The organism is Streptomyces albireticuli (genome assembly GCF_021228125.1).
GTDB lineage: Bacteria > Actinomycetota > Actinomycetes > Streptomycetales > Streptomycetaceae > Streptomyces > Streptomyces albireticuli.
Genome location: NZ_JAJQQS010000002.1, coordinates 249130 through 267462, shown reverse-complemented (window position 1 = coordinate 267462; position 18333 = coordinate 249130). Strand labels below are relative to the sequence as shown.

Annotated in this window: 12 protein-coding genes and 1 pseudogene; 7 read left to right on the top strand and 6 right to left on the bottom strand. The window is 73.3% G+C overall.

The annotated features are described in order from the left end of the window. Nucleotides 1-352: 352 nt before the first annotated feature. The 6 genes and pseudogenes from LUZ64_RS01355 to pepN form a co-directional block, all read left to right on the top strand. Nucleotides 353-3040 (top strand): annotated as a pseudogene (locus LUZ64_RS01355) (S8 family serine peptidase); the annotation flags it as partial. A gap of 169 nt (nt 3041-3209) precedes the next feature. Continuing rightward, complete coding sequence (locus tag LUZ64_RS01350) at nt 3210-3572, top strand: DUF6247 family protein (RefSeq protein WP_232390577.1); 363 nt, start codon at nt 3210-3212, stop codon at nt 3570-3572. Beyond that, nucleotides 3569-3844, top strand: coding sequence for a hypothetical protein (locus LUZ64_RS01345; protein ID WP_095583412.1), 276 nt, complete (start codon nt 3569-3571; stop codon nt 3842-3844). The genes LUZ64_RS01350 and LUZ64_RS01345 overlap by 4 nt, the downstream gene beginning before the upstream one ends. A 144-nt stretch (nt 3845-3988) precedes the next feature. Then, nucleotides 3989-5017 carry an aspartate-semialdehyde dehydrogenase gene (locus LUZ64_RS01340; RefSeq protein ID WP_095583411.1) on the top strand — a complete coding sequence of 343 codons (1029 nt, stop codon included), beginning with the start codon at nt 3989-3991 and terminating at the stop codon, nt 5015-5017. Nucleotides 5018-5139: 122 nt separating this feature from the next. Beyond that, nucleotides 5140-6318 (top strand): TerD family protein, encoded by a 1179-nt coding sequence (locus tag LUZ64_RS01335; protein ID WP_095583410.1) that lies wholly within the window; start codon nt 5140-5142, stop codon nt 6316-6318. Between the two features lie 80 nt (nt 6319-6398). Further along, nucleotides 6399-8966: an aminopeptidase N gene (pepN, locus tag LUZ64_RS01330; RefSeq protein WP_095583409.1), complete on the top strand. Its 2568-nt coding sequence runs from the start codon at nt 6399-6401 to the stop codon at nt 8964-8966. Between the two features lie 77 nt (nt 8967-9043). Here the strand turns inward: pepN and LUZ64_RS01325 are convergent, their stop codons facing one another. The 5 genes from LUZ64_RS01325 to LUZ64_RS01305 all read right to left on the bottom strand — a co-directional run bounded on the left by LUZ64_RS01325 (nt 9044) and on the right by LUZ64_RS01305 (nt 14064). Further along, nucleotides 9044-10018 carry an acyl-ACP desaturase gene (locus LUZ64_RS01325; protein ID WP_095583408.1) on the bottom strand — a complete coding sequence of 325 codons (975 nt, stop codon included), beginning with the start codon at nt 10016-10018 and terminating at the stop codon, nt 9044-9046. A 282-nt stretch (nt 10019-10300) separates the two neighbouring features. Next, a complete protein-coding gene (locus LUZ64_RS01320) occupies nt 10301-11152 on the bottom strand; it encodes a DUF5753 domain-containing protein (RefSeq protein WP_095583407.1) in 852 nt (283 codons plus the stop codon). 246 nt (nt 11153-11398) lie between these two features. Beyond that, nucleotides 11399-11617, bottom strand: a complete 219-nt coding sequence (locus LUZ64_RS01315) for a hypothetical protein (protein ID WP_248287972.1) — start codon at nt 11615-11617, stop codon at nt 11399-11401. Between the two features lie 104 nt (nt 11618-11721). After that, entirely contained in the window at nt 11722-13860 is a 2139-nt protein-coding gene (gene malQ, locus LUZ64_RS01310) for a 4-alpha-glucanotransferase (protein ID WP_095583405.1), read from the bottom strand. After that, a complete protein-coding gene (locus LUZ64_RS01305) occupies nt 13861-14064 on the bottom strand; it encodes a hypothetical protein (RefSeq protein WP_372472081.1) in 204 nt (67 codons plus the stop codon). Between the two features lie 515 nt (nt 14065-14579). Between LUZ64_RS01305 and LUZ64_RS01300 the strand changes: the two genes are divergently transcribed. After that, entirely contained in the window at nt 14580-17558 is a 2979-nt protein-coding gene (locus LUZ64_RS01300) for a glycoside hydrolase family 84 protein (protein ID WP_095584043.1), read from the top strand. 153 nt (nt 17559-17711) lie between these two features. Here the strand turns inward: LUZ64_RS01300 and LUZ64_RS01295 are convergent, their stop codons facing one another. Further along, nucleotides 17712-18248, bottom strand: a complete 537-nt coding sequence (locus tag LUZ64_RS01295; protein ID WP_095584044.1) for an HNH endonuclease — start codon at nt 18246-18248, stop codon at nt 17712-17714. Nucleotides 18249-18333: the final 85 nt, after the last annotated feature.

Here is an 18333-nt window from a genome sequence, read left to right as displayed (position 1 = left end):
ACCTCACATCGATCTTGGCGAATGCGAACGGACATAAAGCACTCGTCCCCTGGCGGGCTGACGCTCACTCAGCGTTCACTCTCGGGGGAAAGCCCTGCCGGTCCTGGGGCCGCTGGTGTAGTCCGTTTGCTCTACACCCTCTGAGCTGCGGGAACGCCTCTGACCGCTTCACGCCCTTCGGCACGCTTCCTCCCGAGTGGCGGATGGCGGGTTTACGCCATCCTTACGTTCCCTCTCCGACAACTCTCCCCAAACCCCCGTCACTTCCATAAAAGTGATCGGTCATCCGGCTCCGATTTCCGGACGCCCGCAGTTCAGCGGGGCTTTACCGTCAACCCAGCTAGGGATGTTCATGACCCCCGAATCCCCCAACGCGCCGTTCGGCGGCGGCAGACGCGCCGTGCGAATAGCCGTCGCGGCCGGTCTGGTGGCCGCGCTCACCGCCGCGGGCGCCGCGCCCGCCCTCGCCGACGGACCCACCCCCGCCCCGGGGTCCGTCCCGCCGCCCAACTCGGCGGCCGCCAAGCTCGGTTCGCAGGACGCCTCCCTGCTCGCCGAGGCCAAGGCGGACGGCGACAAGACCGTCACGATGATGATCGCGACCGCCCCGGGCCGGACCGGCCAGGTCGCCGAGAAGCTCGACGCCATCAAGGGCGCCTCCATCGGCCAGGCCTACGACAAGCTCGGCTACGTCCGGGCCACTGTGCCGACCGCCAAGGCCGACGCCGCGATCGCCGAGGCGCAGAAGCTTGACTCCGTGCACGGCATCGACCTCAAGCAGGAGATACCGCTCCCGGACCCGACGCCGCGGGCCGACTCCGTCCCCGGCGCGCGGGGCGCGAAGGCGGGCGCCTACCCCGCCCCGGGCAAGGGCACCCCGGCGAAGAACCCCTACCAGCCGGCCTTCGAGACCGGCGCCGTCGACTTCGTCGAGGACCACCCGAAGGCCGACGGCCGCGGCGTGACCATCGGCATCCTCGACTCCGGCATCGACCTCGGGCACCCGGCGCTCCAGAAGACCACCACCGGCGAGCGCAAGATCGTCGACTGGGTCACCGCGACCGACCCGCTCGCGGACAAGGACGGCACCTGGCTGCCGATGACCACCGACGCGGCCGGCCCGTCCTTCTCCTTCAACGGCCGCGCGTACACCGCGCCCACCGGCTCGTACCAGGTCTCCCTCTTCCGCGAGAGCGAGACCGCGGGCGGCGACATGAAGGGCGACCTCAACCGCGACGGCGACACCACCGACAGCTGGGCGGTCCTCTACGACAAGGCCCGGGGCACCGTCCGCGTCGATCTCGACGACGACGGGAACTTCGGCGACGACGAGGAGCTGAAGCCGTACAAGGACGGCTTCCAGGTCGCCTACTTCGGCAAGGACAACCCCGACACCCCGATCGCCGAGCGCATCCCCTTCGTCGTGCAGATCCGCAAGGACGTGCCGATGGACCCGAAGGGCGGCGACTGGATCGGCAAGAAGGCCGACTTCGTCAGCATCGGTGTCATCGAGTCCGAGCACGGCACGCACGTGGCCGGCATCACCGCCGCCAACGGCCTGTTCGGCGGGAAGATGAACGGCGCGGCGCCCGGCGCCAAGCTCGTCTCCTCGCGCGCCTGCACCTGGACCGGCGGCTGCACCAACGTCGCGCTCACCGAGGGCATGATCGACCTGGTGGTCAACCGCGGCGTCGACATCGTCAACATGTCGATCGGCGGCCTGCCGGCGCTCAACGACGGCAACAACGCCCGCTCGGAGCTCTACACCCGTCTGATCGACACCTACGGCGTCCAGCTGGTGATATCCGCCGGCAACAGCGGCCCCGGCGTCAACACCATCGGTGACCCCGCCCTGGCCGACAAGGTCGTCAGCGTGGGCGCGTCGATCTCCAAGGACACCTGGGCCGCGAACTACGGCTCGGAGGTGAAGACCAAGTACGCGATGATGCCCTTCTCCTCCCGCGGCCCGCGCGAGGACGGCGGCTTCACCCCGACCCTCACCGCCCCCGGCGCCTCGGTCAACACCACGCCGACCTGGGAGCCCGGCGCCCCCGTCAAGGAGTCCGGCTACGAGCTGCCGCCCGGCTACGGCATGCTCCAGGGCACCTCGATGGCCTCCCCGCAGGCCACCGGCGCCTCCGCGCTGCTGATCTCGGCCGCCAAGCAGAAGCGCGTGAAGCTCACCCCGGCCGATCTGCGGACGGCGCTGACCAGCACCGCCAAGCAGATCAAGGGCGCACAGGCGTACGAGCAGGGCGCCGGTCTGATCAACATCGAGGACGCCTGGGACGCGCTGCGCGACCGCGCGACCGCCCACGAGTACGCCGTCGAGGCACCCGTCTCGACGATGCTCTCGGGCCGGCTCAAGAAGCCCGGCTTCGGCACCGGCGTCTACGACCGCGAGGGCGGCCTGAAGGCCGGCGAGACCCGGACGTACGACGTCACGATCACCCGTACCTCCGGCCCGGACAAGGCCGTGTGGCACGAGCTGAAGTGGAAGAACAACGACGGCACCTTCAAGCTCGCCGGTGACGACGAGGTGAAGCTGCCGCTGAACAAGCCCGTGACCGTCAAGGTCAAGGCCAAGGCGAAGACCGGCGGCCTGCACAGCGCCGTCCTCACCGTCGACGACGACCGCACCGAGGGCGTCGACAAGCAGATCCTCACCACGGTCGTGGTCGCCGAGCCGCTCACCGGCCCGGCGTACACGCTCGAGAAGTCCGGCAAGGCCACGCGCAACGCGACGACCTCGTACTTCGTGACCGTGCCCAAGGGCGCGAAGTCGCTGGAGCTGGCCATGGGCGGCCTCACGGCGGGCAGCCAGACCCGCTTCATCGCCATCAGCCCCTACGGCCTCCCGGCCGACCCGACCTCCACGATCAACTGCTACCCGAACTACCCGAACCCGGAGAACACGTGCCGCCCCGACCTGCGCACGTACAAGAACCCGCTGCCGGGCGTCTGGGAGATCGAGGTGGAGTCGCGGCGCACCTCGCCGCTGCTGGAGAACCCGTACACCCTGAAGATCAAGGCGGACGGCGTCACCGGCTGATCACCGGCTGACCCGTGACGGACGGGCGGGGCGGGCACACGGTATGGGCGCCCGCCCCGCTCTCTGTTCGGCTGCCGCACCCGGCGCGGATCCCGCCGGGTGCGGCAGACTGGCATGAAGCGTGGCCGCCGGTGGATACCGAAGGAGACCCAGCTTCGTGAGCGCACAGCCCGTACACCGTCACGATCCCGACGAACCGCTGTTCCCCATGCCCCCGCTGACGGAGGCGGCGCTGCGCGTGGCCGTCACCACCCTCGACCTGTCCTCCGCCGTACGTTTCGAGCGGGAGTTCCACGCGGCCTGGCAGGAAGCCGTACAGACGGACAGCACCGTCCCCATGCACACCTTCCTGCACCGGTGGGGGGTGTTCGTGGCACTGCGACGACACCCGGCCCGCGCCGCCAGGCTCGCCGAGCTGGAAAGGGCCGTGGCCCGGGCGGGCGACCGCGAGGAGGCCCGCGCCCTGTCCTCGGAGATCGCCGCCCTGCTGGACGAAGCGGCGCGCGAGGTCACCGGATGACCGACTGGACGTGGGAGTACCTGCCCGATGCCGAGCAGGTGGTCGGCGGCCTCGACCCCGAGGTGAAACAGGACGTCGAACGCCTGGCGGGCAGGCTGGCCGATGCCGCCTCGGTGAGACATCTCGGCGACCCCCGCATCGAGGAGTCAGGGGTCTCACGCCTGCTGGACCACGCGGAGGGCCGTCTCATCGTCTGGTACCAGGAGCACCGCCGCCTGGCCGTGGTCTTCGTCGTCAGGGTGCAGCACTGGCCCGCCGATCCCCGGCCGTGATCCCGGCCGCGCCCGCCCGCGTCCCGGCCACCGGACAATGGATTGGACTTTTGGTGCGGGTAGCACCACATGATGGAACTGTGCGGTCAGGTGACCCCGTCCCTGGCAGTGACAGATGTGGTGTACATGAGTAAGGGAGCCCCCGTGAGGATCGGAATCGTCGGAGCCACCGGCCAGGTCGGCGGAGTAGTGCGCAAGATCCTCGCGGAGCGCGAGTTCCCGGTGACGCGGCTGCGGCTGTTCGCCTCGGCGCGCTCCGCCGGTTCCACGCTGCCCTGGGCGGGCACGGAGATCACCGTCGAGGACGCCTCCACCGCCGACTACACCGGCCTGGACATAGTGATCTTCTCGGCCGGCGGCGCCACCTCCCGCGCGCTCGCGGAGAAGGTCGCAGGCCAGGGCGCCGTCGTGATCGACAACTCCTCCGCCTGGCGGATGGACCCCGAGGTCCCGCTGGTCGTCTCCGAGGTGAACCCGCACGCGGTGGCCGACCGCCCCAAGGGCATCATCGCCAACCCGAACTGCACCACCATGGCCGCCATGCCCGTGCTGCGCCCGCTGCACGAGGAGGCCGGCCTCACCGCCCTCGTCGCCACCACCTACCAGGCCGTGTCCGGCTCCGGCGTGGCCGGCGTCGCCGAGCTCGACGGCCAGGTCCGCGCGGTCGCCGACCGGGCCACCGAGCTCACCCACGACGGCGAGGCCGTCGAGTTCCCCGAGCCCGGCGTCTACAAGCGCACCATCGCCTTCAACGTGCTGCCGCTGGCCGGCAACATCGTCGACGACGGCAGCTTCGAGACCGACGAGGAGCAGAAGCTCCGCAACGAGTCCCGCAAGATCCTGGAGATCCCGGAGCTCAAGGTCTCCGGCACCTGCGTCCGCGTCCCCGTCTTCTCCGGCCACTCCCTCCAGGTCAACGCCCGCTTCGCGCGCCCGATCGGCGTCGAGCGCGCCTACGAGCTGCTGAAGGGCGCCCCGGGCGTCGAGCTGTCCGAGATCCCCACCCCGCTCCAGGCCGCCGGCAAGGACGCCTCGTACGTCGGCCGCATCCGCGTCGACGAGACCGTCGAGCACGGCCTCTCGCTGTTCCTCTCCAACGACAACCTCCGCAAGGGCGCGGCGCTCAACGCCGTCCAGATCGCGGAGCTGGTCGCGGCGGAGCTGCGCGGCTGATCCCGGCCCTCCCCGGCGCCAGGCCGTGCCCGGCCGCGCGTACACGGCGCGGCCGGGCACGGCGCTGTTTTCTGCTGGCGGAATCCGGTCATCGTGCGCCATTTCGGTGGCAGAGTTCGATCATGACCCGGATAGCAAAGGGCGCCAATCTGCCCGTACCCGTCGAACTCCTGCACATCGCCGTCAGCTGGCGTGCCGACGCCGGGGTGCCCGACGTGGATCTCTCCGCACTGCTCCTCGACGCGACCGGCAAGGTCCGCGGCGACGCCGACCTCGTCTTCTACAACCAGCCCGCGCACCCGTCGGGCGCGGTGCGCCACCTGGGCAAGTCGGACGGCGCGGGCGGCGTCCGGGCCGACTGGCTGACCCTGGACCCGGCCGTGGTGGAGCCCGGCGTCGAGCGGATCGTGGTCTCGGCCTCGGCGGACGGGGGCGCCTTCGGGCGGGTGCCCGACCTGGACATCCGGGTGGCGACCGCCGCCGGCGCGGCCGTCGCGCACTTCCCGGTCGGTGACGCGACGACCGAGACGGCCTTCGTCTTCGGCGAGTTCTACCGGCGCGCGGGCGGCTGGAAGTTCCGGGCCGTCGGGCAGGGGTACGCGTCCGGGCTGGCCGGGCTCGCGACGGACTTCGGCATCGTCGTGGACGGCGACGAACCGCGGGACGCCGCGCCGCAGCCGCCCGTGCCGCCCGTGCCCGCCGCGCCGCAGCACCTCCCGACCTTCGCGCCGCCCGTCGCCGAGGTGCCGCGCTTCCCCACCTTCGCCCCCGTGGTGCGCCACGGCCGCGGCAACGAGACCGTCACCTTCGACCGGACGCTGCCGCCGGGCCGGGTCCTCCTCCAGATGGAGACCCGCGACAACATCTCCGTAACCGTCTCGGACTGCGACGCCTACGGCCGCACCGACAACTCCCTGCTCTTCTACTACGCCGACGCCCCGCTCCGCGGCCGCACGGTCGCGGAAGTGCCCGCCGACCGCCCGCTGACCCTGCGGATCGAGGCCGAGCGGGCCTGGACCCTCGCGGTGCTCCCCGTCGACGCCGCCCGGCAGCTGACCACCGCCCCCGTCGAGGGCCGCGGCCCCGACGTCCTGGTCCACCACGGCGCCGAGGGCGTCGGCTCCTTCGCCCACCGCGGCGAGCACAACTTCACGGTCGAACACCTCCCGCACGATCCCGAAGGCTGGGACGACCTGCTCGTCAACGAGATCGGCCGGATCGAGGTCGGCGCCCCGCTGCCCGGCCCGGGGCTGCTGAAGATCGAGGCGGACGGCCCCTGGACGTGCGCCCTCCGCCGCTGAACCCCCTGCCCGTTGATCCACACCCGTCCGGCCGCCGTGGAAGGATGGCCGGAAAGTCACGATGTCAAGGAGATGCCCAGGTGCCTGGAACGAACCTGACCCGCGAAGAGGCGCAGCGGCGCGCGCGCCTGCTCACCGTCGACTCCTACGAGATCGACCTCGACCTCTCCGGCGCCCAGCAGGGCGGTACGTACCGCTCCGAGACCGTGGTGCGGTTCGAGGCGGCCGAGGCGGCGGAGTCCTTCATCGACCTGGTGGCGCCCGCCGTGCACGAGGTCGTGCTGAACGGGACCGCCCTGGACGCCGCCGAGGTGTTCCGGGACAGCCGCATCGCGCTGCCCGGTCTGCTGCCCGGACGCAACGAGCTGAAGGTCGTCGCGGACTGCGCGTACACCAATACGGGTGAGGGTCTGCACCGCTTCGTCGACCCGGTCGACCAGCAGGCCTACCTCTACACGCAGTTCGAGGTGCCGGACGCGCGACGCGTCTTCGCCTCGTTCGAGCAGCCCGACCTGAAGGCGACGTTCCGGTTCACCGTGAAGGCGCCGGAGGGCTGGACGGTCATCTCCAACTCGCCCACGCCCGAGCGCCCGGCCGACAACGTCTGGCGCTTCGAGCCGACCCAGCGCATCTCCACCTACATCACCGCGCTGATCGCCGGCCCGTACCACAGCGTGCACAGCTCTTACGAGAAGGACGGCCGCAGCATCCCGCTGGGCATCTACTGCCGTCCCTCGCTGGCCGAGTTCCTCGACGCCGACGCGATCTTCGAGGTGACGCGGCAGGGCTTCGAGTGGTTCGAGGAGAAGTTCGCCTACGACTACCCCTTCCCCAAGTACGACCAGCTGTTCGTGCCGGAGTTCAACGCGGGCGCGATGGAGAACGCCGGCGCGGTCACCATCCGCGACCAGTACGTCTTCCGGTCGAAGGTGACGGACGCGGCCTACGAGACGCGGGCCGAGACCATCCTCCACGAGCTGGCCCACATGTGGTTCGGCGACCTGGTCACCATGGAGTGGTGGAACGACCTCTGGCTGAACGAGTCGTTCGCCACGTACACCTCCATCGCCTGCCAGGCCGCGGCACCGGGCTCGAAGTGGCCCCACTCCTGGACCACCTTCGCCAACTCCATGAAGACCTGGGCCTACCGGCAGGACCAGCTGCCGTCGACCCACCCGATCATGGCGGAGATCCGCGACCTCGACGACGTGCTCGTCAACTTCGACGGCATCACCTACGCCAAGGGCGCGTCCGTCCTCAAGCAGCTCGTCGCCTATGTGGGCGAGGACGCCTTCTTCCGGGGCGTCCAGACCTACTTCAAGGCGCACGCCTTCGGCAACACCCGCCTCACCGACCTGCTGGGCGCGCTGGAGGACACCTCCGGGCGCGACCTGAAGACGTGGTCGAAGGCGTGGCTGGAGACGGCCGGCATCAACATCCTGCGCCCCGAGATCGAGGTCGACGGGGAGGGCGTCATCACGTCCTTCGCCGTCAAGCAGGAGGCCCCGGCGCTGCCCGCCGGCGCCAAGGGCGAGCCCACGCTGCGCCCGCACCGCATCGCCGTCGGCCTCTACGAGCTCCAGGACGGCAAGCTCGTCCGCACGGACCGCGTCGAGCTGGACGTCGACGGCGAGCTGACGGCCGTCGAGGAGCTCGTCGGCCGCAAGCGCCCGGCGGTCGTCCTCCTCAACGACGACGACCTGTCGTACGCCAAGGTGCGTCTGGACGAGGAGTCGCTGCGGGTCGTCACCGCGCACCTGGGCGACTTCGAGGCGTCGCTGCCGCGCGCCCTGTGCTGGGCCTCGGCCTGGGACATGACCCGCGACGGCGAGCTGGCCACCCGTGACTACCTCGCGCTCGTCCTCTCGGGCGTCGCCAAGGAGTCGGACATCGGCGTCGTCCAGTCCCTCCAGCGGCAGGCGAAGCTCGCCCTGGACCTCTACGCGGCCCCCGAGTGGCGCGAGAGCGGTCTGGCCCGGTGGACGGAGGCGACGCTCGCACAGCTGCGCGCCGCCGAGCCGGGCAGCGACCACCAGCTGGCCTGGGCGCGCGCCTTCGCGGCCACGGCCCGCACGGAGGAGCAGCTCGACCTGCTGGCCGCGCTCCTCGACGGCACCGAGACCATCGAGGGCCTGGCCGTGGACACGGACCTGCGCTGGTCGCTGCTGTCCCGCCTCGCGGCGACCGGCCGCGCGGACGAGCCGGCGATCGCGGCCGAGCTGGAGCGCGACAAGACCTCCGCGGGCGAGCGGTACGCCGCCTCGGCGCGGGCCGCGCGGCCGACCGCCGACGCCAAGGCCGAGGCGTGGAAGGCCGTCGTCGACTCCGGTGACCTGCCCAACGCGGTGCAGGAGGCCGTCATCGGCGGCTTCGTCCAGGCCGACCAGCGCGAGCTGCTGGCACCGTACGCGGAGAAGTACTTCGCCGTCGTGAAGTCGATCTGGGAGTCGCGCAGCCACGAGATCGCCCAGCAGATCGCGGTGGGCCTCTACCCGTCGCTGCTGGTCTCCCAGGAGACCCTGGACGCCACGGACGCCTGGCTGGCCTCGGCCGAGCCGAACGCGGCCCTGCGCCGGCTGGTGACGGAGGCCCGCGCGGGCGTGGAGCGTGCCCTGAAGGCCCAGGCCGCGGACGCGGCCGCCGCCTGACGCCCCTCCTGACACACGGGGGTGCCCCCGGCCGTTCGTGCGGCCGGGGGCACCCCTGTCTTTCGTTCCCGGTGCGCTCAGGCCTTCTCGGCCCGCGCCTTGCGGCGGGCCAGCAGGGCCTCCCGGCGCTCGTCGAACCGCGTCGCCTCGCCGTCCAGGCCGTTCATGAACATGCCGAGCTCCTCCTGGGCCCGCAGGCCGTCCGGGCCCAGCCCGGTGATCTCCAGGACCTTGAGGAAGCGGAGGACGGGCTGGAGCACGTCGTCGTGGTGGATGCGCAGGTTGTAGATCCCGCCGATGGCCATCTGGGCCGCGGCCCGCTCGAAGCCGGGGATGCCGTGGCCGGGCATCCGGAAGCCGACGACCACATCGCGCACCGCGGCCATGGTCTGGTCGGGCGCCAGCTCGAAGGCCTTCCCGAGCAGATTGCGGTAGAAGACCATGTGCAGGTTCTCGTCCGTGGCGATCCGGGCGAGCATGCGCTCGCAGACCGGGTCGCCGGAGTGCTTGCCGGTGTTCCGGTGCGAGATGCGGGTGGCCAGCTCCTGGAAGGCCACGTAGGCGACCGAGTGCAGCATGCTGTGCCGGTTGTCGGACTCGAAGCCCTCGGACATGTGCTGCATCCGGAACCGCTCCAGCGCCACCGGGTCCACGGCCCGCGACGTCAGCAGGTAGTCCCGCATGACGATGCCGTGCCGGCCCTCCTCCGCCGTCCAGCGGTGCACCCAGGTGCCCCAGGCGCCGTCGCGGCCGAAGAGAGTGGCGATCTCGTGGTGGTAACTGGGGAGGTTGTCCTCGGTCAGCAGGTTGACGATGAGGGCGGTACGCCCGATGTCGGTCACCTTGGACTGCTCCGGCGCCCACGCCTCGCCGCCCATCACCCCGTCGAAGTCGCGCCCGTCGCTCCAGGGCACGTACTCGTGCGGCATCCACTCCTTGGCGACCTTCAGATGCCGGTTGATCTCGGTCTCGACGACCTCTTCCAGCGCGTACAGCAGGCGGCTGTCGCTCCATACGGCCCGAGCGTGGTGACGAAGGGGGGCGATGGTCACAGACAGCTCCTGATGGGGGGACGATCTTACTTACGGCTCCGTAGGTTACGACACCGTAGGTTAAGCGGACCGTAAACGCCAAACGCCCCAGGTCGCGACCGGTGTCACTCGGCCCCCGCGCCCGCGAGCGGCGGGCACGGGGGCCGGGATACTTCCGGGTGCGGGCCGGTGCGGCCGCTCACCGAGCGGAGTCGGCGGGCCGCGCATACGTGTACGCACCGGCGCCCCTATATAGGGGGAGGTGCTTGCATATACGGGGACAGGAGAGGTGATGCGGAGCTTTCACAGCTCCTGGGCGGCGCGGTGGATGAGTTTCCGTGACTCCTCAGGCCGGAGCGCGCTCCGCGCCAGGGAGTCGAACAGCTCGCGGTACATGGTCACCAGGGCGTAGGCGTCGACGAACCCGCCGCCGAAGGCGCTGTCGATCTGTACGGTGTCCAACTGCGGTACGGGGCCCACCGCGTAGAGCATCGACTGGGCGGTGCCGATGAGGTCGTCGGTGTCGAAGGGGATGACCCGCAAGGTGACGTGCGGCCACCGCGCGACGTCCGTGAGGAACTCCAGCTGCCCCCGCTGGACGGCCCGGCTGCCGTAGCGCATCCGCAGGGCGGCCTCGTGGACCACCACCTCCGTCTCCGGCGCCGGGGTCCGCGCGAACACGCGCCTGCGGCTCACCCGGTGCGCGACGCGGGCGCGCAGCTCCCGCTCCGGAAGCCTCGGCCGGGCGCCGGCGAAGACCACCCGGGCGTAGTCCTCCGTCTGGAAGATCCCCGGCACATGGGTGAGCTGCATCAGCCGCAGGGCGGTGGCGTGGTGCTCCAGCTCCGAGACGTCGAGGAAACCGGGGGCCAGGACGCCCCGGAACTCCTCCCACCAGCCGCGCCCGCGCTCCTCGGCCATCGCGCACAACTCGCCGACGAGCCGTTCGTCAGCCGCCCGGTAGTGCGCGGCGAGGCGGCGCACCCGCTCGGCGCTCACCCCCCAGCGCCCGGCCTCGATGTGGCCGATCCCCGCCGCGCCGCCGCCGAGCAGGGCGCCGGCCTCCCCCGCCGACATCCCGGAGGCCTCCCGCAGCTTCCGCAGCTCGGCGCCTAATCGGGCCTGGCGCGCGGTCGGGTTGCTTCTCGGTGGCATGGGTACGGCCCTCCGCTTCGACGCCCATGGGTCTCCCCGGCCACCCTCCCACAGGTGCGCGCGCCCGGAGGCGGGCGCGAAGGGGACACCGCACGGGTGTGTGGTGCGGGGGCGGGCCGGCGGTGCCGGGTACCCGGCGGCGGCTTCCGGAAACAGCGCCGCCCGGCGCCCCTGCGTCCTTACGGATCGAGGGGGCCGGGCGGGAAGGCTTGTGTCAGCGGCTCGGCGGCCGTCGTCGAGACGGTGTCAGCGCGTACGCGGGTGGTGGGTGTTGTGCGCGTGCGTGGCGGGGTTGTCCGAACCACGCGCGGCGACCATCGTGATGCCCGCGATGACCAGGAACAGCACGATCGGCGCGGCGACATAGAGGCCGAGCGTGTTGATCACGCTCAGGCCCGGACCCGGGTCGTCGCCGTCGTCGCGGGTGAGCGCGAACGCGGGGGACGACATCAGCAGCATCAGCATCGTGCCGGTGGCGATGGCACCGGCACGCACGGCGTTCTTGTTGACCTTATTGCTCACGGGCTCAACGTATCGGACAGCCGCGCGCCCCGCGCGCCCGGGGTGGCCTATCGGCGGCCCTCCGGCGGGCCGCCGTCCTCGCGCGGGCGGCCGCGGACCGCCTCCATCAGCGTGTGCAGCCTCGGTGAGACGGTCAGCTCCTCCAGGGAGACGGGCCGCCCCGAGGCGTCGGCGATGGGCAGCCGCCAGTTCGGGTACTCGTCCCAGGTGCCCGGCAGGTTCTGCGGACGGCGGTCCCCGACCGCGTCGGGGAGCCAGACGCCGGTCATCCGGGCGGGGGTCATCAGGAGGTAGCGGTGGACGGCCCGGACGGCGGCCTCCTCGTCGTACGGCCCCTCGGGGAGCAGGCCCAGCCGGCCGAAGAGGGCGAGCCACTCCGCGACCTCCCGGGCGTCCTCGCGCTGCTCCTCGGCGAGCGGCCGGCCGAGCAGGCCCAGCCGGTGGCGCAGCTCCACGTGCTCGCCGGTGAGCCGGGCGGCGGTGCTCGGGAGGTCGTGGGTGGTGGCGGTGGCCAGGCACTCGGTGCGCCAGCGCGCCGGCTCCAGGGGCTCCGCCGGGCCGCCGCCGGCCGCCCGCCCGTAGTCCCGCTCGAACCACAGGACGGAGGTGCCGAGCACGCCGCGCTCGGCGAGCTCCTCGCGGACGCCGGGCCCGACCGTGCCGAGGTCCTCGCCGACCACGGCCGCGTTCGCCCGGTGGGCCTCCAGGGCGAGGACGCCGAGCATGGCCTCCGGGTCGTAGCGGACGTACGTGCCCCGGGCCGGCTCCATGCCCTGCGGCACCCACCACAGCCGGAAGAGGCCCATCACATGGTCGACGCGCAGGGCGCCCGCGTGCCGCAGCAGGGCCCGCAGGAGGTCGCGGTACGGGCCGTAGCCGGTGGCCTCCAGGGCGTCGGGGCGCCAGGGCGGCAGGCCCCAGTCCTGGCCCCGGGAGTTGAAGGCGTCGGGGGGCGCGCCGACGGACATGCCGGCGGCGAAGGCGTCCTGCTGGGCCCAGGCGTCGGCGCCCGAGGGGTGCACGCCGACGGCCAGGTCGTGGACGAGGCCCACGCGCATGCCCGCCTCCCGGGCGGCCCGCTGGGCGGCGGCCAGCTGCTGATCGGTGAGCCAGGCGAGCCAGCAGTGGAAGTCGACGCGGTCGAGGAGCTCGCAGCGGGCCTGTGCGGTGCGGGCGGAACGGGGGTCCTTCAGGCCGCCGGGCCAGGACCGCCAGTCGGGGCCGTGCACCTCGGCGAGGGCGCACCAGGTGGAGTGGTCGTCGAGGGCCTGGCCCTGGCCCGCGAGGAAGGCGTCGTAGGCGGCCCGCCGGCCGGGGGCCATCGGGACGGCGCGGACGAGCTCCAGGGCGCGGCGCTTGAGGGCCCAGACGGCGTCCCGGTCGATGAGCTCGCCGTCGGTCAGGACGGCCTCGCGCAGGGCGGCGGCCCGGGTCAGGAGCTGGTCGGCGCGGTCCCGGTGGGCCCCGGTCAGATAGGCGAACTCGGTGACGTCCTCGACGCGCAGGTGCACGGGGTCGGGGAAGCGCCGGGAGGAGGGCCGGTAGGGCGAGGGGTCGGTGGGGGCGCCGCCGGTGCCCGGCACGGCCGCGTGCAGGGGGTTGACCTGCACGAAGTCGGAGCCGAAGGCGCGGCCCGACCAGGCGGCGAGCTCCGCCAGGTCACCGAGGTCGCCCATGCCCCAGGAGCGGGCGGACAGCAGGGAGTACAGCTGCACGAGGAAGCCGTGGCCGCGCCCGGGGGGCGTGGGCAGCCGCCGGGGGGCGACGATCAGGGAGGCGGTGGCCGTACGGCCGTCGGGGGCGTGGGCGCGCAGCAGGTGGCGGCCGAGCGGGAGCTCCGGGGCGGCGGCGTCCCCGTACGTCCACGGGAGGCTGCCGCCGTCCTCGGTGTCGACGCGCAGGGCGGTGCCCTCGGGGAGCGCGCGCAGCGCGGACGCGGGTGCCGTCCCGCGCGCCCCTTCGGGGGCCCGCGAGCGGAGCACCACCGTGGCGGGCAGCAGCCGGTGCCGCTCCGCCCGGTCGTGGGCCTCCAGGGCGTCCCGGACGGACCGGGGGGTGGAGGCGTCGACGCCGAGGGCGGCGAGGACCGCGACGACGGTGTCCTCGGGCACCGGCACACCGTCGCCGGGCGAGGGTTCGTAGGAGGTGGCGACGCCGTGCAGGGCGGCGAGTCGCGCTCGGCCCATTCAGACCTCCGTGTGCTCCGTGCCGGATGCCGCGACCACGGCCGGTTCGCTGGTGAGGGGCGGTTCGGTGGTGAGCGGGGGCTCGCTGGTGAGGGGGGTGGCGGCGGCGAGGGGCGGCTCGCTCGTCAGCGGGGCGTCGGCGGGGCCGGGCGGGCAGGCGGCGCCGGTGAGGCCGGAGAGCAGGAGTTGAGCGGACGCGGCCACGGGGGCCTCCTGGGATGACGGCGGTGGGTCACGTCTGCCCTACCCACTCACGGCGGGCCCAGACGTGCGGATCCCGAGAAGCGGATTTTGGGGCGGAAGTCCAGGTGACACCCCATCTTTGACCCTTTCTGCACCCTTCGAAACTACGTCCACACGCCGACGCGCCGGGCAATACAGGCACTTCGGTCACGTCCGTTGACACCTTCATCCGCTGGTGATGGGCTCGACCCCCGAATGAGCTCGACAGAGTGGGACAGAGCTCGGCGAGGAGCCCTACGGAGGGCTCCGGCGAGGGGCCCGGCTTCGGGCCCGTCCCGCGCCAGGCGGAACGCCGGTGCCGGGGCAGCGCGACATCCGAGGGCGAGGAGACGGCCGTGCACTTCCGGGGCGACGACACCTCTCCTTCCTCTCCCTCCCCGCACACGGCCGGTGCGGGCCCGGGTTCCGGTTCGGGTTCCGGTTCCGGCTCAGGTTCAGGGGCTTCCTTCCCCCACCCCCGCCGGGCCGGCGTCACCATGCTGGCCGCCGCGCTCCTCGGCGGGCTGCTCGGCGGCTCCCCCGACGCCCTCGCCACGCCCCGCCCGGACGGCACCGCCACGGCCGCCCCCGACCGCGAGGGCGAGACCGCCCTGCCCCCGGTCTGGCCGCGTCCGCAGAGCGCGCGGGCCCGGGGCCCCTACGCCCGGATCGGCGACGAGGTCACGGTGATGGCCGACCCCGGCACCGACCCGTACGCCGTCGAGGCGCTCCGCGACATCCTGCGCGGCCTCGGCGCCCGCACCGTCGTCGACGCCGCGCCGGGCGGCACCCCGCCGCCGAACGGCCTCATCGTCTACGCGGGCGGGCAGGCCGCCGAGAAGGCCCTGCGGGCCCTCGGCGCGCCCGAGGCCGGAGACCTGCCCCGGGGCGGCTACCGCCTGGCGACCGGGCAGGTCGACGGACGTCCCGCGGCGGCCCTGGCCGGCACCGGCGAGGACGGGCTGTTCCACGCCGCCCAGACGCTGCGCCAGCTCGCCGTGGACACCGGGGAGCCGGGCGGCGGCCGCGCGTTCGCCGGCGCCGTGGTGCGGGACTGGCCGGGCGCCGCCGTGCGCGGACTGACCGAGGGCTTCTACGGCACGCCCTGGTCGCGGGAACAGCGGCTGGCACAGCTGGACTTCATGGGCCGCACCAAGCAGAACCGCTATCTGTACGCGCCGGGCGAGGACCCGTACCGCCAGGCCCGCTGGCGCGCCCCCTACCCCGCCGAGGCGCGCGCCGACTTCCGCGCCCTGGCCGAGCGCGCCCGCCGCAACCACGTGACCCTCGGCTGGGCGGTCTCGCCGGGGCAGTCGATGTGCTTCTCGTCCGCCGAGGACCTGCGGGACCTCAAGCGGAAGGTCGACGGGATGTGGGCGCTGGGCGTCCGCGCCTTCCAGCTCCAGTTCCAGGACGTGAGCTACAGCGAGTGGCACTGCGACGCGGACGCCGAGGAGTTCGGGCGCGGCCCCAAGGCGGCGGCGAAGGCCCAGGCGAAGGTCGCGGGAGCGCTGGCCGCGCACCTGGCGGCCAAGGGGCCCGGGACCGCCCCGCTGTCGCTGCTGCCGACGGAGTACTACCAGGACGGCGGGACGGCCTTCCGCAGGGCGCTGGCCGACGCGCTGGACCCCCGGGTGGAGGTGGCCTGGACCGGCGTCGGGGTGGTGCCGAAGACCATCACCGGCGGTGAACTGGCGGACGCCCGCGCTGCCTTCGGGCACCCGCTGGTGACGATGGACAACTACCCGGTCAACGACTTCGCGCAGGACCGTATCTTCCTCGGGCCCTACACCGGCCGGGAGCCGGCCGTGGCGACCGGCTCCGCGGCCCTGCTGGCCAACGCCTCCGCACAGCCGACCGCGGCCCGGATCCCCCTGTTCACCGCCGCCGACTACGCCTGGAACCCCCGCGGTTACCGCCCCCAGGAGTCCTGGCGGGCGGCCGTCGACGACCTGGCGGGCCCGGACGCCCCGGCCCGCGAGGCGCTCCGGGCGCTGGCGGGCAACGACGCGTCGTCGGTGCTGGGAAGCGACGAGTCGGCGTATCTGCGGCCGCTGCTGGACGGCTTCCTGGAGGCGCTCTCGGGCACGGACCGGGGCCGGGTCACCGAGGCGGCCGACCGGCTGCGCGCCGCGTTCCGCACCATGCGGGAGGCGCCCGGGCGGCTGGCGCGCACGCTGGACGGCTTCGAGGACGAGGTCGGGCCGTGGCTGGAGCAGCTGGCGCTGCACGGCGAGGCGGGCGGCCGGGCCGTGGACATGCTGACCGCCCAGGCGGGCGGCGACGGCGGGGCGGCCTGGCGGGCCCAGCTCGATGTGCAGCGGCTGCGCGAGCGGATCGTGAACGGCCGGGCGACGGTCGGCAAGGGCGTCCTCACGCCCTTCCTGGACCAGGCGCTGGCCCGCGCGAACGGCTGGACGGGCGTGGACCGGCCGGTGCGCGGCGCGGGGCTGTCCACCGACGGCGACCCGGCCACGTCGGTGGCGCCCGCGCCGGGCGGGCCGCTGACCGTAAGGCTGACGCGGGCCCGCCCGCTGACCGCCGTCACGGTGCTGACCGCGCCCGCCGCCGGGGTGCGCGGCAGGGTCGAGGCGCACGACCCGGCCCGGGGCTGGCAGCCGCTGGGCACGGTGTCGGACGGCGGCTGGACGCAGTCGCCGGGCAAGGGGCTGCGGGCGGACGCGCTGCGGCTGGTGTGGACCGGTGGCGGTACGCCGCCCGATGTGCACGAGATCACCCCGTGGTTCGCGGACACGCCCTCGGCCGACTTCGAACTCACCCACCAGGACGCGGACGCGGAGATCGGCGGCCGGCCGGCGGCCGTGACCGCCCGGATGATCAACCGGCGGCCGGAGCCGGTGCGCGAGAAGCTGACCGTAAGGGCGCCGGCGGGGGTGACGGTGAAGGCCCCGGCGGAGCTGACGGTGGCGCGCGGCGGGGTGGCCACGGCCCGGATCGAGCTGTCGGTGCCGGCCGGCGGCACGGCCCGGACGTTCACGGTGCCGGTGCGGCTGGGCGACCAGGAGCGGACGCTGACCGTAAGGGCGTACCCGGCGACGGACGGGCCGGACCTCGCGCGCGGGGGACGGGCGAGCTCCTCCGGAGACGAGGGGGCGCGCTTCCCGGCCTCGGCGGCCGTCGACGGCGACCCCCGGACGCGCTGGTCCTCACGGCCGGCGGACGACGCCTGGTGGCAGCTGGAGCTGGCACGCCCGGCGCGGCTGGGGCGGCTGGTGCTGCACTGGCAGGACGCGCACCCCTCCCGCTACCGGGTGCAGGTCTCGCCGGACGGGCGCACCTGGCGGGACGCGGCGGTGGTGGCCGCGGGCAAGGGCGGTACGGAGACGGTCCGGATGGACGCCCCGGACGCCCGGTTCGTCCGTGTGCAGGGCGAGCGGCGGGCGACGGAGTTCGGTTACTCGCTGTGGGCGGTGGAGGCGTACGCGGTGCGGGACGAGGGCGCGCCGAAGCCCTGACGGGGCCGGGCGGGCCCGGGGCGGGACTCGGACCGGGCCCTGACCGGGCCCTGACCGGACTCGCCGGGCCGGACCGGGGCCGGGCGGGACGGGACCGGGCCGTCACCGTATCCGCGCGCGCCCGCGCCCCGATACGACGACGGCCCGGTCGACTCAGGCGGAAATGCCGTCGATCCGGGCCATCGCGTCCTCCGCGCCGAATGCCTCGAGATAAGGCAGCCAGCGCGGATCCCTATGCCCCGTGCCGATGATGCGCCACGCCAGGCCGGACGGCGGCGCCGGCTGATGGCGCAGCCGCCAGCCCAGCTCGGCGACGTGCCGGTCGGCCTTGACGTGATTGCAGCGGCGGCATGCCGCCACCACGTTCTCCCAGGCGTGCTGTCCGCCGCGACTGCGCGGAACGACGTGATCGACGCTGGTTGCGACGCCACCGCAGTACGCGCAGCGCCCGCCGTCACGGGCGAACAGGGCGCGGCGGGTGAGCGGAACGGGCCCCCGAAAGGGCACCCGCACGAAGCGCTTCAGCCGGACGACGCTGGGTGCGGGGACGGTGCAGGTCGCGCTGTGCATATAGGCGCCGGAATCCTCAAGGCTGATCGCCTTTTCGTTGAGGACGAGTATGAGCGCGCGGTGGAGCGGTACGACGCCGAGCGGCTCGTACGACGCATTGAGGACCAGGACATGCGGCACGGGTGCCTCCTTGTACGCCGGCGGCGCGTGGCTCGCGCCGGGACGATCTCCTGCAAGTGTCCCCCGGCCCCTGGTCGGAGCGCCA

Bases quoted from the DNA above. Each gene is read 5' to 3' on its own strand.
- LUZ64_RS01320 (WP_095583407.1), bottom strand. From the start codon at position 11,152: ATGCCACCGAGAAGCAACCCGACCGCGCGCCAGGCCCGATTAGGCGCC.
- malQ (WP_095583405.1), bottom strand. From the start codon at position 13,860: ATGGGCCGAGCGCGACTCGCCGCCCTGCACGGCGTCGCCACCTCCTAC.
- LUZ64_RS01345 (WP_095583412.1), top strand. From the start codon at position 3,569: ATGACCGACTGGACGTGGGAGTACCTGCCCGATGCCGAGCAGGTGGTC.
- LUZ64_RS01335 (WP_095583410.1), top strand. From the start codon at position 5,140: ATGACCCGGATAGCAAAGGGCGCCAATCTGCCCGTACCCGTCGAACTC.
- LUZ64_RS01300 (WP_095584043.1), top strand. From the start codon at position 14,580: ATGCTGGCCGCCGCGCTCCTCGGCGGGCTGCTCGGCGGCTCCCCCGAC.
- LUZ64_RS01315 (WP_248287972.1), bottom strand. From the start codon at position 11,617: ATGCTGATGCTGCTGATGTCGTCCCCCGCGTTCGCGCTCACCCGCGAC.